The organism is Bremerella sp. P1 (assembly GCF_028748185.1).
Lineage (GTDB): Bacteria > Planctomycetota > Planctomycetia > Pirellulales > Pirellulaceae > Bremerella.
In genome coordinates this window covers 4,624,883-4,638,794 of the sequence record NZ_CP118164.1, presented here as the reverse complement: position 1 = coordinate 4,638,794, position 13,912 = coordinate 4,624,883, and the positions used below count along the sequence as shown (strand labels likewise).

12 protein-coding genes are annotated in these 13,912 nt (G+C 54.9%); 9 read left to right on the top strand and 3 right to left on the bottom strand.

What is annotated here, in order from left to right; genetic code table 11:
• Positions 1-15 precede the first annotated feature (15 nt).
• The 3 genes from PSR63_RS19435 to PSR63_RS19425 form a co-directional block, all read right to left on the bottom strand.
• Positions 16-357: a Rieske (2Fe-2S) protein gene (locus PSR63_RS19435; protein WP_274327339.1), complete on the bottom strand. Its 342-nt coding sequence runs from the start codon at positions 355-357 to the stop codon at positions 16-18.
• 14 nt (positions 358-371) lie between these two features.
• Positions 372-1,430: a 3-deoxy-7-phosphoheptulonate synthase gene (locus tag PSR63_RS19430; RefSeq protein WP_274327338.1), complete on the bottom strand. Its 1,059-nt coding sequence runs from the start codon at positions 1,428-1,430 to the stop codon at positions 372-374.
• Between the two features lie 148 nt (positions 1,431-1,578).
• Complete coding sequence (locus tag PSR63_RS19425; protein ID WP_274327337.1) at positions 1,579-2,070, bottom strand: hypothetical protein; 492 nt, start codon at positions 2,068-2,070, stop codon at positions 1,579-1,581.
• Between the two features lie 80 nt (positions 2,071-2,150).
• Here PSR63_RS19425 and PSR63_RS19420 point away from each other — a divergent pair, with 80 nt between their 5' ends.
• The 9 genes from PSR63_RS19420 to PSR63_RS19380 all read left to right on the top strand — a co-directional run bounded on the left by PSR63_RS19420 (position 2,151) and on the right by PSR63_RS19380 (position 13,898).
• Positions 2,151-3,536 carry an ATP-binding protein gene (locus PSR63_RS19420; RefSeq protein WP_274327336.1) on the top strand — a complete coding sequence of 462 codons (1,386 nt, stop codon included), beginning with the start codon at positions 2,151-2,153 and terminating at the stop codon, positions 3,534-3,536.
• A gap of 97 nt (positions 3,537-3,633) precedes the next feature.
• Positions 3,634-4,167, top strand: coding sequence for a response regulator transcription factor (locus tag PSR63_RS19415; protein WP_274327335.1), 534 nt, complete (start codon positions 3,634-3,636; stop codon positions 4,165-4,167).
• Positions 4,168-4,474: 307 nt separating this feature from the next.
• A complete protein-coding gene (locus PSR63_RS19410) occupies positions 4,475-5,134 on the top strand; it encodes a cytochrome c3 family protein (RefSeq protein WP_274334212.1) in 660 nt (219 codons plus the stop codon).
• Positions 5,122-8,307 (top strand): TAT-variant-translocated molybdopterin oxidoreductase, encoded by a 3,186-nt coding sequence (locus tag PSR63_RS19405; RefSeq protein WP_274327334.1) that lies wholly within the window; start codon positions 5,122-5,124, stop codon positions 8,305-8,307. The genes PSR63_RS19410 and PSR63_RS19405 overlap by 13 nt, the downstream gene beginning before the upstream one ends.
• Positions 8,308-8,373: 66 nt before the next feature.
• Positions 8,374-9,810, top strand: coding sequence for an NrfD/PsrC family molybdoenzyme membrane anchor subunit (gene nrfD, locus PSR63_RS19400; protein ID WP_274327333.1), 1,437 nt, complete (start codon positions 8,374-8,376; stop codon positions 9,808-9,810).
• 47 nt (positions 9,811-9,857) lie between these two features.
• Positions 9,858-11,345 carry a quinol:electron acceptor oxidoreductase subunit ActD gene (locus PSR63_RS19395; RefSeq protein ID WP_274327332.1) on the top strand — a complete coding sequence of 496 codons (1,488 nt, stop codon included), beginning with the start codon at positions 9,858-9,860 and terminating at the stop codon, positions 11,343-11,345.
• Between the two features lie 3 nt (positions 11,346-11,348).
• Complete coding sequence (locus PSR63_RS19390; protein WP_274327331.1) at positions 11,349-12,602, top strand: quinol:cytochrome C oxidoreductase; 1,254 nt, start codon at positions 11,349-11,351, stop codon at positions 12,600-12,602.
• A 12-nt stretch (positions 12,603-12,614) separates the two neighbouring features.
• On the top strand, positions 12,615-12,998 hold the full coding sequence (locus PSR63_RS19385; protein WP_274327330.1) for a hypothetical protein: 384 nt from the start codon (positions 12,615-12,617) through the stop codon (positions 12,996-12,998).
• A gap of 27 nt (positions 12,999-13,025) precedes the next feature.
• Complete coding sequence (locus tag PSR63_RS19380; RefSeq protein WP_274327329.1) at positions 13,026-13,898, top strand: SCO family protein; 873 nt, start codon at positions 13,026-13,028, stop codon at positions 13,896-13,898.
• The last annotated feature ends 14 nt before the right edge of the window (positions 13,899-13,912 follow it).

The window sequence follows — 13,912 nt, the reverse complement described above, 5'->3', positions numbered from 1 at the left end:
GCCGGTCTCAGAATGCTAAATGAGCCGTATCGAAGTGGGTAGGGCTGGCAGTTCCACCAAGATCTGCCCGTTCTCGCTGCGCACGTTGTACGTCTTAACGTTGAAGCGATCGGCATCCGCATCCAGGTACTTTCCATCGGAAAGTCGAAATCGCCACAGATGAACGGGGCAGGATACGATGCCCTCGCAAACGCTTCCCTTCGCGAGATTGGCCCCGGCATGAGGGCACATCGCATCGATGGCAAAGATACCATCGTCGGTATTAAAGAGCCCGATCCACTGATCGTCCACCACGACTAACCTTCCTCCTTGATCGGGAAGGTCAGTTATCGCAGCGAGTGGGACGAACTGAGACACAATCGAGCGTCGCCTTAGGCAGAGACCAGCGACTTAAGACGTTCGTTTGCTTCTAGAAGCAGTTCTTCCGTCTCGTCCCAACCAATACATGCATCGGTGATCGAAACACCATATTCGAGCTTGCTTGGATCGTCCGTCAGCTTTTGATTGCCCGGCATGAGATTGCTTTCCAGCATCACGCCTGCGATCGCCCGACTGCCGGACATTCGCTGATCGAGTACATCACGGAAGACACCCGCTTGACGCGTGTGATCCTTCAGCGAGTTACCATGGCTGCAGTCAACCAAAAGGCGAGCCGGCAGGTTTCTCTTTTCCAGAGCGGCAATCGCTTCGGCTACTGATTCCCGCGAATAGTTTGGGCCGGAACGTCCGCCACGCAGAATCAAATGACCCCAAGGATTCCCCTTCGAGTGAACCACACAGGTGGCTCCTTCAGGATCGATACCCAGAAAACTGTGAGGAGCGTTGGAAGACGTCATCGCGTCGAGGGCGATCTGTAAGTCTCCGTCGGTACCGTTCTTGAATCCGATTGGCATCGACAATCCACTGGCCATCTGACGATGCGTGGGGGACTCGGTCGTCCGAGCACCAATCGAAGCCAACGAGATCAAGTCGGCGATGTACTGCGGCGTGATCGGCTCCAGAGCTTCGCTGGCGGCCGGGATTCCCATCTCGGCAAGGGTCATCAGGAGCTTCCGAGCCAAGCGGTAACCTTCGACCATGTCGAACGTATCGTTCAGGTGTGGGTCGTTGATCAGCCCCTTCCAGCCAACCGTCGTACGTGGCTTCTCGAAATAAACTCGCATGACGACGAGCATCGTGTCGGCAACCTGGTCGGAAAGCTTCTTCAAGCGTTTGCCGTATTCGATGGCCATATCGACGTTGTGAATCGAGCACGGACCAACCACGGCGATCAGGCGATCTTCGTCCCCGGCCAAAATCTTTTGGATATGCTGGCGCGAATCAAAAACAAAGTCCTGGGCTGCCTCAGAGATCGGAAATTCGCGTTTGATCTCCGTGGGTGGAGCCAGCTTTTCAATTCGGTGAACGTTGATGTTGTCGGTTTGGTGCATGATCCTGCCTACAAGGGCCGCCTAATCGAACGAGGGGTAAACCTCTATCATGTCTCAACGTCCACGATTCTCCTAGGCGGCTAGTCGCCGGGGTGGACAAAATTGCGTGCGGATGGAGGGATTTTGCCGATTTCCGCCGGAAAAATCATCAATTCCCGACGGGTTCGCTCTCGCTGGGTTCCTCAGGAGACGCCTGAAGTTCCTGTAAAAGCTCGTCCGAATGTCGATCCCAAACGCCACGAGAATTGTCTTCGAGTTTGGCGTACACACCGATTTCCGTCAGTTGATGGCTTGCGGGGTCGAATGGAATGCCATTCTTGCGCGTAAAAGCACCTAGCGCGATCGTCATTTCCTGTCCGCCGGGAAGCTCATCCTTGCTATAGAAGTGAAACGCGTCATTGAGCGTAATCCCGATATTCGCGAGCGGCCCATCCGATTCATTCCTCAAAATAACAGCTAATTGGGAGTCGACTTCCGCGACGCGAATGGTGATCGGAAGCGGGTTGTCAGACTTCTTGGGAAGGGAAACCCACAGGAAAATCAGCATCGAAAGCGGCATCAGGACCACAACTGCTAGAAAGCAGCTAAGCCCAAATCTCGAAAGTCGCAATTCATTGGGATCTTGAGCGATTTCGTTCATCAATTAATCTGTCCTCAGGCAGGGATCGCCATATTTACTTCTATTTTTCGCTTCTAACCCACAAGCCGGCTACCCGCCTCATGCCGCAAACCTCCCATTTTGATAACGGGCCGCACCTTCTGGAAGGGCGCAAGGCACGACTGACGATCAACACGGCTTGGCTAATCAAACTGCGATGGGTGGCGGCGTTCGGTCAATGGATCACGATCGCCACGGCCATGTTTCTGCTGGGCATCGAGATTCGCTGGCAGCCACTGGCAAGCATCATCTTCCTAACCGCGAGCAGCAATCTGTTGCTCACCTATTTATTTGAGTCGCTCCGATCGCGCGATCTGAAAAGCCTGACCGCTTGGGAAACGCTTCTCTTCGCGGTCATGCTGATGGACCTGGGATTTCTCACCGCGATGCTGTACTTCACAGGCGGTATTACCAACCCGTTTGCTGTGTTTTACCTGGTAAACCTCGCCCTGGCCGCCATTGTGCTTACCCCCAAGAACACCGGTATCCTGGCCCTCGTAACCGTCGGATGCATCGGTCTACTACTGTTGGCGAGTTATCCCTTTGAAGTTTTGGGCAGCTGGCAGATCGAAAACCTGGCAGCGAGCACAATCCCTGTTCATGTCTTACTGGCAGGAACCTCCGTGGCATTAGTTACTTGTGCCATGGTTGTTGTGTACTTCACAACGCGCCTGAACGTCGAACTACAACGAAAAGAAGCAAGCCTCCGCTTGAACGAGATGAAACAAGCTCGCAGCGAGAAATTAGAGGCCTTGGGTACTCTAGCGGCAGGCGCAGCCCATGAGTTATCGACGCCCCTGGCCACCATCGCTGTTGTTGCCAAGGAAGTGCAGCGAGAACTGGCACAAGTTGAAGTAGCGACGGAGATTAAGGAAGACATTTCGCTGATTCGTAGCGAGCTTGATCGTTGCCGGGCCATCCTGGATCAGATGTCAACCGACGCCGGCCAAGCGACGGGAGAACCGATTGTTCGCTTTACGGCGGGAAAGCTACTGGAAGAAGTGACCGAAAGGATCGATATCCAGCTTAGAAGTCGTATCAAAGTCGATCGGAATATCCCCGAGGTCGAGATCAACGCCCCGCTGCACCTCCTTTCGCAGGCAATTCGCGGGCTGGTCAAGAATGCCCTCGACGCGACGCCAGCCAAGGAGTCGATTCATTTGAATCTCGGTTCAACAAAAGACAGTTTGATCGTATCGATCCGCGACCGGGGTGCCGGCATGCCACCTCATATCCTGGCACGTATCGGCGAACCTTTCTTCACCACGAAAGAACCCGGTTCTGGAACGGGCCTGGGTGTGTTCCTCGCGAAAAACGTCGTGGAAAAGCTTGGTGGAGACGTCAACATCGACTCGATCCCTGAACAGGGAACGACGGTGATCGTGCGAATTCCTCGTATCGCACCAACAAATAATGAAAAAACCCCGCCGAACTCTCGCGGTGACTGATAGGAATTTCCCTCGGTATTTCCTATAGTCAGTGTTCTGACGCCGCCATGATTAGTCAGGTGAGTACCTAGCTACGCATTCCGGAATCGGCGAGACCATGTCGCGACCTACAATCCTCCTCGTCGATGACGACGATATCTTGCGGAACCGATTGACCCGGGCGTTCTCGTCACGTGGTTTCGACGTTTATTCCGCCAAGACAAAAGAGGATGCGGTTTCACAGGCTCATGAGGCTCAACCTGACCGAGCCGTCTTGGATCTGAAGATGCCAGAGACTTCGGGCATTGAAGTTCTCAAAGATCTTCTTAAAGTATCTCCATTAACGCAGGCAGTCATCCTGACAGGCTACGGCAGCATCACCAATGCCGTTGAAGCCGTACGTTTGGGTGCGGTTAACTACCTAACCAAGCCTGCGGACGTGGATGAGATATTGGCTGCTTTCGATAACCAAGAGGCAGCCGCGCCGGAATCAACCGGCCAATCCTACAATCCGCAATCCCTGGCCGAAGCCGAGTGGGAGCATATTCATCGGGTCCTCAACGACTGCGGTGGCAATCTCTCGGAAGCGGCGAGACTGTTAGATATCCCCCGGAGAACGCTTCAAAGAAAACTGAAGAAGCTTGCTCCTTAAGGTGAATTTAATTCACACCCCCCATTCTAGTGCGACCTATTGTCACGTCGTGCGAAAGTGGTGGTTATTTTACGATTTACACGCTGATAGCTATGAGTTGAAGCTCCTCTTGGACCGCTACTTATCGCTTACAACGTTGCAATTAACAACAATCTGCTTTGCTTGAGTTCTGGCCGGATGCCTAGCTCCTGTCGGCCCTTGGGTTAAGCAATTTTCTGTCGCCGTGTCTCTTTGCGAGACCACTAACGACTGAGAAAACATGGACCGCTTTCTATTTCCCAGATGGGTAAATAAGTTCGTACCACTCATGTTTGGCGTTGTCCTCGTTGGGGCCGCCTACGGTGGATCCGTGCTTTTTGTCACCAGTTCGCCCGAGATTCTAAATCGGGGTTATCGCCCGGAGCAGCCAGTTCCATTCAGCCATAAGCTTCATGCTGGGCGATTAAAAATGGACTGTCGCTACTGTCACAACACGGTCGAAAAGGCCGGTCATGCGGCAGTACCTCCAACCGAAACGTGCGGCAACTGCCACAGCGGTGCGGACTCGAGCGGTGCAACGAAGTATGCCGCAGTTCACTCGACGAGCGTTGCCCTGGAGCCAGTTCGAGAAAGCCTGGCCACCGGCGAGTCGATCGACTGGACGCGGGTGCACAATCTACCTGACTTCGTCTACTTCAATCACAGTGCTCACGTGACTCAAGGCGTTTCGTGCGTCGAGTGCCACGGCCGCGTCGACAAGATGGACGTTGTTCAGGTTGTCGAGCCCATCTCCATGGCATGGTGTTTGGAATGCCATCGCGATCCAGACTCGCACATTCGCCCAGCTGACGAAGTCACGAATCTTGCTTGGGGTACCGAGGCAGGCGGCAACGCTATGTCGGAAGAAGAGAAGCGACTCCTCGGCAAGCAGCTACGTGAAGAGTTGAACATTAACCCATCGACCAACTGCTCGACATGTCATCGATAATGCCTGAGAACAATAAACCGAAATACTGGCGTAGCCTCGGCGAACTCGAGGGAACTCCTGAATTCGAGCAGTTTCTGAAACAAGAATTTCCGGAAGCTGCCGAAGTGGCCCCCACGGGAATGCCGCGTCGTCGCTGGATGCAGTTGATGGGTGCCTCGATGGCTTTGGCCACAGGTGCCGCCGGCTGCCGTTACCCAGAAGAAGAAGTGGTTGGCTTCCGTTATCCGGAAGAAGAGATCGCTCCCTTCTCGCGTCGTCCTGAAGGTCGCATCCCGGGTAAGCCTGAAAAATTCGCCACGACTCTCTCGGTCGCCGGCAAGGCCTGTCCAGTTGTGGCCACTAGCTACGACGGTCGCCCGATCAAGGTCGATGGCAACCAGATGCATCCAATGGTTGCTGGTGCGGACACCTACGCCCAGTCCACGATCCTGCAATTGTACGATCCGGATCGCAGCCAATATCCTGTCATTCGAGAAGGTAACACCTCGAATCAGCGATCTTGGGACGAATTCGCCGTTTGGTGGAAAGAGCAGTCCAAGAAGTTGGAAGGCGGCAACTCGTCGAAGCTGGCCATCCTGCACCAGACGAACACTTCGCCAACCGTTCTCAGCCAAATGAACGAAGTGGCCAAGAAGTTCCCACAAGCGAAGTGGTTCCAGTACGAATCGATCGCTGGCAACAGCACGCTGGGAACCGAACTGGCTTTCGGCAAGAAGCTGCGTCCTCTGCTGAATCTTGAATCGGCCGACATCATTGTTGACCTGAGTGCCGATGTCCTGGGTGACCATGCGACCCACGGTGTAAACAATCAGGGCTTCGCCAAGCGTCGTGCTCCTGAAGATGGCCCCATGAGCCGTCTCTATGTTGTTGAAAGTCGCTTCACGGTTACCGGCATTGCTGCCGATCACCGTCTGGCTGTTGCCGCTTCGCAGATGCCGAGCTTTGTCGCCGATCTGGAACAGAAGCTCGACGCAGCTCTCGAAAGTGGTGAAACCAAAGAGAAGCCAGCCGAGAAGATCGACATCGTCGTCACGGCCATGGTGAACGACTTGATCAGCCACAAGGGCAAGAGCCTGGTCGTCGGTGGTGAGTCGCTCGATGCAGAAACTCAGGCACGCATCTGGCGAATTAACAGCAAGCTGGAAAACCTCGGCAAGACGGTCACCTTTATCGAAGAGCCCAAACTGGCTCGCGATAACGTTGGCACGATCGAAGATCTAGCTTCCGCCATGAACGCTGGTGAAGTCGACACGATCATCTTCCTGGGTGGTAACCCGATTTATGACGCCCCTGCTGACGTCGACTTCGTTGCCGCCATGGACAAGACCAACACCCAGGTTTACTACGGCGACTACGAGACCGAAACCTCGAAGCTATCCACGTGGCATCTGCCCGCTTCGCATGGTCTGGAACAATGGGGTGACGCACTCGCCTACGATGGCAGCTTCTGCATCGCCCAGCCGCTGATCACGCCGATCTTCAAGACGAAAGATCCGGTCGAGTTCCTCAGCCTGATTGCGGGTTCGCCGATCAGCGAAACACTGGAAGCCGTCAAGCAAACCGTCGCCACCTCGTTCTCCAGCTCGGTCACCGATGCTGCCTGGACCAAGGTTCTACACGACGGATTCATCGCCGACTCGGCTGCGAAGGCCGCCAGCGTCACGCTCAACGAATCGCTGGAACTGGGCAACGTTTCGGTTTCCACCTGGCGAGCCGGCCTCGGTGACGCCTACGAACTGATCTTCCATCCTGGTGCCGGCACCTATGACGGCCGCTTTGCCAACAACGGTTGGCTGCAGGAACTGCCGGAACCGATCACCAAGGTGACCTGGGACAACGTCGTCACCATCAGCCCCAAGACGGCCGAAAGCATCGGCGTCAATCAGGCTGAGTTGATGGAAGTCTCGGCTAATGGCAACACGGTCACCCTGCCTGTGTTCATTCAACCAGGTCAAGCACACGGCACGCTGGCTGTGGGGCTTGGCTACGGTCGCACGCACGCAGGTGCCGTCGGCGGTGATGTCGAGGCCGATGTCGCTCCGGTCGGCGTGGACGTCGGTCCGCTTCGCACCAAAGCGACGATGAACCTGGCCACTGACGTGACCGTCAAGCCGACGGGCAAAGAGTTCAGACTGGCTACGACCCAAGATCACTTCGCAATCGACCTGTTAGGCATGCGAGAGATCGGCCGCCGCGTCGCCGAACTGGTTCGCGAAGGCACCGTCGAAGAATACGAACATCATCCTGACTTCGCCAAGCACGTCGTTCACCATCCACCACTGAAATCCCTGTGGGAAGAACAAGAGTGGATGAAGGAATCGTACGACGGCCACGCTTGGGGTATGTCGATCGACCTGACCAAGTGCACTGGCTGTAATGCCTGTACGATTGCTTGCCAGTCGGAAAACAATATTCCGATCGTCGGTAAGGAAGCGGTCTCGGTTGGTCGCGAAATGCACTGGATTCGCGTCGACCGCTACTTCAGCGGCGACATGGAAGACCCGAAGGCAGTTTCGCAGCCGGTTACCTGCCAGCAGTGCGAAACAGCTCCGTGCGAAAGCGTTTGCCCGGTTGCTGCGACCGTCCATAGCGACGAAGGCCTTAATGACATGGTTTACAACCGCTGTATCGGTACGCGTTACTGCGGTAACAACTGCCCGTACAAGGTTCGCCGCTTTAACTACCTGGACTGGCGTGCCAGCGATCACCGCTTTGAAGCCGGTAACCAGGAACTGGCCAAGCTGATCTTCAACCCCGAGGTTACCGTGCGTAACCGCGGTGTGATGGAAAAGTGCACCTACTGCGTGCAGCGTATCCAAAACACGAAGATCGAAGCCAAGGCCGATCGTCGAGCCATTGGGCCCAACGAGATTCAAGTCGCTTGCCAGGAAGCTTGTGCGTCGAACGCGATCGAGTTCGGCGACCTCAACAATCCAGAAAGCGATGTCGCCAAGGCTCACGCGAATCCGCGTTCGTATTCGATGCTCGCCGAGCTGAATACCAAGCCTCGCACACGTTACTTGGCTCGGATCACCAACCCACATCCGTGGCTGGCTCCGGAAGTCGACGACCATCATGGACACGGCCATGCCGAGTCAGACCATGACCACGAGCATGCCGACGGTGATCACAAAGATGATCACGACCATGAGAAAGAAGAAGAGAAGCACTAATTGCTTTTCGTGCGTTCCCCATATTCCTTAAGCAGTCAGCCAAAGTTCACATAACCAAGAGTACGAATGGCCACCGTAAACGAAGTCATTGACACCACGATCGACGATCCGGGCAGACGGACGCCGCTTGTGATTGGCGGGCACGACTACGGCTCGATTACCCGGTTGGTGTGCGGCATCAACGAGAGCAAGACTCCCATCGCCTGGTATATCGGCATGCTTGTGTCGTTAAGCCTGCTGGGCATGTTGGGCGCCTTGGTCGGCTACCTGGTTTTCACCGGTGTCGGTGTCTGGGGTAACAACAACCCCGTCTACTGGGGCTTCCCGATCGTGAATTTCGTGTTCTGGGTCGGTATCGGTCACGCTGGAACGCTGATTTCCGCCATTCTGTTCATCTTCCGTCAGAACTGGCGTACGAGTATCAACCGCTTCGCGGAAGCCATGACGATCTTCGCAGTCGTGTGTGCTGGCCTCTTCCCGGCCATTCACATTGGTCGAGTCTGGGTCTTCTATTGGTTGTTCCCACTGCCGAGTTTGCAGCTTGCCATGTGGCCACAGTTCCGCAGCCCGCTGCTGTGGGACGTGTTCGCCGTTTCGACGTACGCGACCGTTTCGTTAATCTTCTGGTACACCGGCATGATTCCGGATCTGGCAACCCTGCGAGATCGTACCAACAACAAGATCCTTCGTATCGTTTACTCGATTCTGTCGCTCGGCTGGACGGGTTCGGCTCGTGCCTGGTCGCGATATGAAAAAGCATATACGCTGTTCGCTGCCCTGGCGGCCCCACTCGTTCTTTCGGTGCATACCATCGTTAGTTTCGACTTTGCCGTCTCGCAACTTCCCGGTTGGCACACCACGATCTTCCCACCTTACTTCGTCGCTGGTGCGGTGTTCTCTGGGTTCGGGATGGTGCTGACCCTGATGGTTCCTGCCCGCCAATGGTTCGGCCTGAAAGACGTCGTGACGCTGCGTCACTTGGAAAACGTCTGCAAGATTCTGCTGGCGACTGGCTCGATGGTGGGTTACGCCTACGCGATGGAATTCTTCATCGCCTGGTACGGTGGCAACCTGTACGAAGGCTTCGCGTTCGTCAACCGTGCATTCGGTCCCTACTGGTGGGCCTACTGGATCATGGTTTCCTGCAACGTGATCAGCCCGCAGCTGTTCTGGTTTAAAGTTTGTCGCACCACGCCGTGGTTGATGTTCGTGATCAGCATCTTCGTGAACATCGGTATGTGGTTCGAGCGTTTCGTGATTACCGTCACTTCGCTGGCCCGTGACTTCCTGCCTTCCTCGTGGGGCATGTTCGAGCCAACACCGGTCGACTATGGAATGCTGATCGGCAGCTTTGGGTTGTTCTTCACCCTGTTTCTGCTGTTCGTCCGCTTCGGTCCGATTGTTGCCATGGCGGAAGTGAAATCGGTCATGCCATTCCCGCATCACACGCCGGAAGAACCGATCAACCCTCACGGCGATTTTCACGACGACCCAGATCAATAACTCCTAAGTGATTCCATTCCCTGGATATCCAGCAGGGCCTTAAATAGATGTCAGAAGATACGAACAACACGGAACCCAAGCTGATCGGGCTGATGGCGCAGTTCGACGACCCCGACTCCTTGTTGGCGGCGTGCGAGAAAGTGCGAAAGGCTGGTTACACCAAGACCGACGCCTACACGCCTTTCCCTCTGCATGGCATCGACGAAGCTCTCGGGATTAAGCCGACCATCCTGCCATGGATCGTCCTAACGCTTGGCATCATGGGTGGATTCGCCGGTCTCGGTCTGCAGTTCATCACGAATGCCGAATGGTATCCGTTTATCATTTCGGCCAAACCAGTTTGGAGCTTGCCGGCCAACATTCCGGTTATCTTCGAGTTGGTCATTTTGCATGCGGCCTTCGCCGTGTTCATCGGGATGCTGTTCCTGAACAAGTTGCCAACCTTCTCGAATCCATTGTTCCGCGTTCCTGAGTTCGCTCGGGCAACCGACGACAAGTTCTTCCTGACGATTGACGTCAACGACGAAAAATATAAGCCCAACAAGACTCGCGATCTGCTTGATGGCTGCACTGGACAAACCGGCGTCATCGAAGTCTTCGAAGATCCAAGCCCAGCCGACCTGCCGAAGATCATCAAGTTTGTTGGTATCGGTGCGACGGTCGTCGCCCTGATTCCGCCGATCTTGCTGTGGCGAGCCTACTACCAGACTTCGACCGTGCCGCGTATCAATCCGATTCGTGACATGGACATCCAGCTTCGTGGCGACACGCAAACGGTTAGCCCTGTCTTTGCCGACGGTCGCACCATGCGTCCTCGCATTCCAGGCACCGTCGCTCGAGGCGAATGGGTTGACCCGATCATGTTGACCGGTATCGTTCCTGAAATCGGCGAGCAAAACGTCATCTTCCTGCAAGATGAAGAGACGCCGAAAGAAGGCGGCGACAAGCCCGCTGAAGAAGAGAAACCAGCGGACGAAAAGCCGGCCGAAGATAAACCTGCTGCCGACGAGCCAGATGCTGATAAGCCAATGGCCGAAGAAAAGCCAGCAGAGGACAAACCGGCTGAAGATAAGCCAGCGGAAGAAGCACCCGCTGAGGAGAAGCCCGCCGAGGGCGAAGCTCCGGCTCAGCCTGAGGAACCAGAACCAAACTGGGTTAAGATCGCACCGATCACCGTTACCGCATCGACCCTGGAACGCGGACGCAACCGCTACAACATCTACTGCTCCGTGTGCCACGGCCTGGCAGGCGATGGCGACGGGTTGGTTTCACAGCGTGCGATTCAGTTGGAGCAGCCTACCTGGATTCCTCCAACCAACTTGCACACCGATTACTTGCTTACCCAGCCTGATGGCAAGCTCTATAACACCATCACGCACGGTATCCGCAAGATGAAAGGCTACGGCGACCAGATTCCCGCTGAGGATCGCTGGGCAATCGTGACGTACGTTCGAGCCTTGCAGAAGACGCGAACAGGTACGCCGGAAGAGATTCCAGCCGTTGAGTTGAAAGAATTGGAAATTAAAGGTCAGTAAGCAATGGGCGGTCACCACAAACCAACGATCACAGTGACGGACGACGAATCGATCCGCCTCAATCCGGCCTGGCAGTCGGTGCGACTGGTCGCGATGGCGGTTGGCGTCTTGGCGCTGCTGCTGGCCATGGCTCTTGGAATGACGCAGGAAAGCTCTTCCTACTTCTTCCATTCCTACCTGACCAGTTTCGTTTACTTCCTGAGCATCTCGCTCGGCGCGTTGTTTTTCGTGCCGATCCACCACCTGAGTCGGGCTGGCTGGAGTGTCGTTGTTCGACGCGTGGCGGAACTGCTGAGCCAGAACCTGATCCCCATGGCGATCTTGTTTCTGGTGATCTTGTTTCCCGTATTGTTCGGCAGCCACACGTTATTCGAGTGGAATGACCCGGCAAAGTGGGACGTAGCCTCGGCTGAGTATGATCAGCTGATCGCTCACAAGTCACCTTACTTGAATCCGATCTTCTTCACGATCCGGGCGATTGTTTACTTCGCCACCTGGATCTGCATTGCCCGCTACTTCTTCCTGAACTCCCTGGCTCAGGACGGTAACGGTGATAAGCAAATCACCTTGAAGCTTCAGAAGTGGAGCTCGCTGGCCGTTGTGCTGTTTGCACTGACGGTCACCTTTGCTTCGTTCGACTGGCTGATGTCACTCGACCCGCATTGGTTCAGTACGATCTTTGGTGTTTACTTCTTTGCCGGAAGTGCGCTCAGCTTCTTCGCATTCATGACGGTTGTCATCTTCCTCCTCCAGCAGGATGGCAAGATGGCTGAAATCGTAACCAAAGAGCATTACCACGATCTGGGTAAGTACACCTTTGGCTTTACCCTCTTCTGGGGATACATCGCTTTCAGCCAGTTCCTTTTGATCTGGTACGCGAACATTCCAGAAGAAACCGGCTGGTACCTGCGTCGCCAGGAAAATGGTTGGGCCATTGTGGCGATCATGTTGATCTTCGGCCACTTCTTCATCCCATTCTTCGGTGTTATGTCGCGACACATTCGTCGCAACAAGTACATCCTGACCGGGTGGGCCGTATTCATTCTGGTCATGCACTATGTAGACCTTTACTACATTGTGATGCCCCAGGTTGCCCACGGCACGGCCGCTCCGAGTTTTGGCCTGATTGACCTGTGCTGTATCGTCGGAATTGGCGGTTTATACATTAGTTCGCTGATCTGGTTCGCCACCGATAAGCCGTTGGTTCCTGTTAAGGATCCACGCCTGAGCGAATCGCTGGCACTTCAGAATCATTAATAAGGTGATTTGATGACGGAAATCACTGAAGACACTCCCGAACAAGAAGTAAATGAAGCTGTCGTCGAGACGACAGAGCATCATGATCTCGCCGCGTCGGACCTTCCGATGTATGACGACATGAACACTCCAGTGATTGCTCTGGTTGGCTTCGTCAGCGCGGCGGTCACATTCATCTGCATCATTGGACTGCAAGCGGCTTACCTGCAGTTCGAGAAACAGCAGTACGAAGAGAAGGTCGTCAACGTCAAGCTTGAGGTTGAAGACAGCATCGTGAGTGCTCAAAAAGCCAAGCTGAACGACGGATACAGCTGGGTTAATAAAGAAACAAAGACCATCGGCATGCCTATCGAGCAGGCCATGAAGGTTGTTGCAGACAAGTACGAATCGAATTAACCCCTCACGGGATTAAACACGGATCGAATGCGAGGTTTAGGGACATTTCGTTGGACGTGGGCAGTAATTTTCTGCCTGGCACTGGCCACTTCGGTGAAGGCTCAGCTGAATGAGACTCCCGACGCCGTCGATGGACTCGGAGTGACCGAGCACTTAAACGAATTGCTTCCCCTCGAAACACCATTCACGGATGATCGCGGTGCGTTGATTCGCCTGGGCGACTACTTTGACGGCGAGAAGCCTGTCATTTTGTCGCTCAACTACTCGAACTGCCCGATGCTGTGCCAGCAGCAGCTTAACGGACTCGTAAGAACGTTAAGCGAAATGGACGCCAGCGTCGGGGAAGATTTTCACGTGGTGTCGATCAGCATCGACCCACGCGAGTCGTACCAGCGAGCAAGTAAGACACGGATGCGGTACTACCAGGAATATGACCGCCCAGGCACGGCCGAAGGGTGGCACTTTTTGGTAGGCGACGTCACGTCGATCATGGCCGTTGCCAAGGCGACCGGATTTCAATACCGCTTTGTCCCCGAGCGAAAAGAGTATGCCCATAACGCCGTGCTGATGTTGTGCACGCCGGACGGGCGAATCTCTCGCTACATTTACGGCGTTCAATTCGACGAGCCAACCTTGCGGTTGTCGTTGGTCGAAGCGAGCGAAGGCAAGATTGGAACGACCGTCGATCAGATCATCCTGACGTGCTTTATGTACGACGAAACGGCCGGTCGTTACGGTCCCCAGGCGGTCCGATTGATGCAGCTAGGTGCATTCACTACGGTGGCTTGCCTGGCGATTGGGTTGATTCCGTTCTGGGTCCTACGCCGCAGAACAGCCAACGAAAACGCGAATTTCCATTCCAGTTCAATGGACGGACACCTTCCGTCCAATGCGACTTAAATACGAAATAAGAC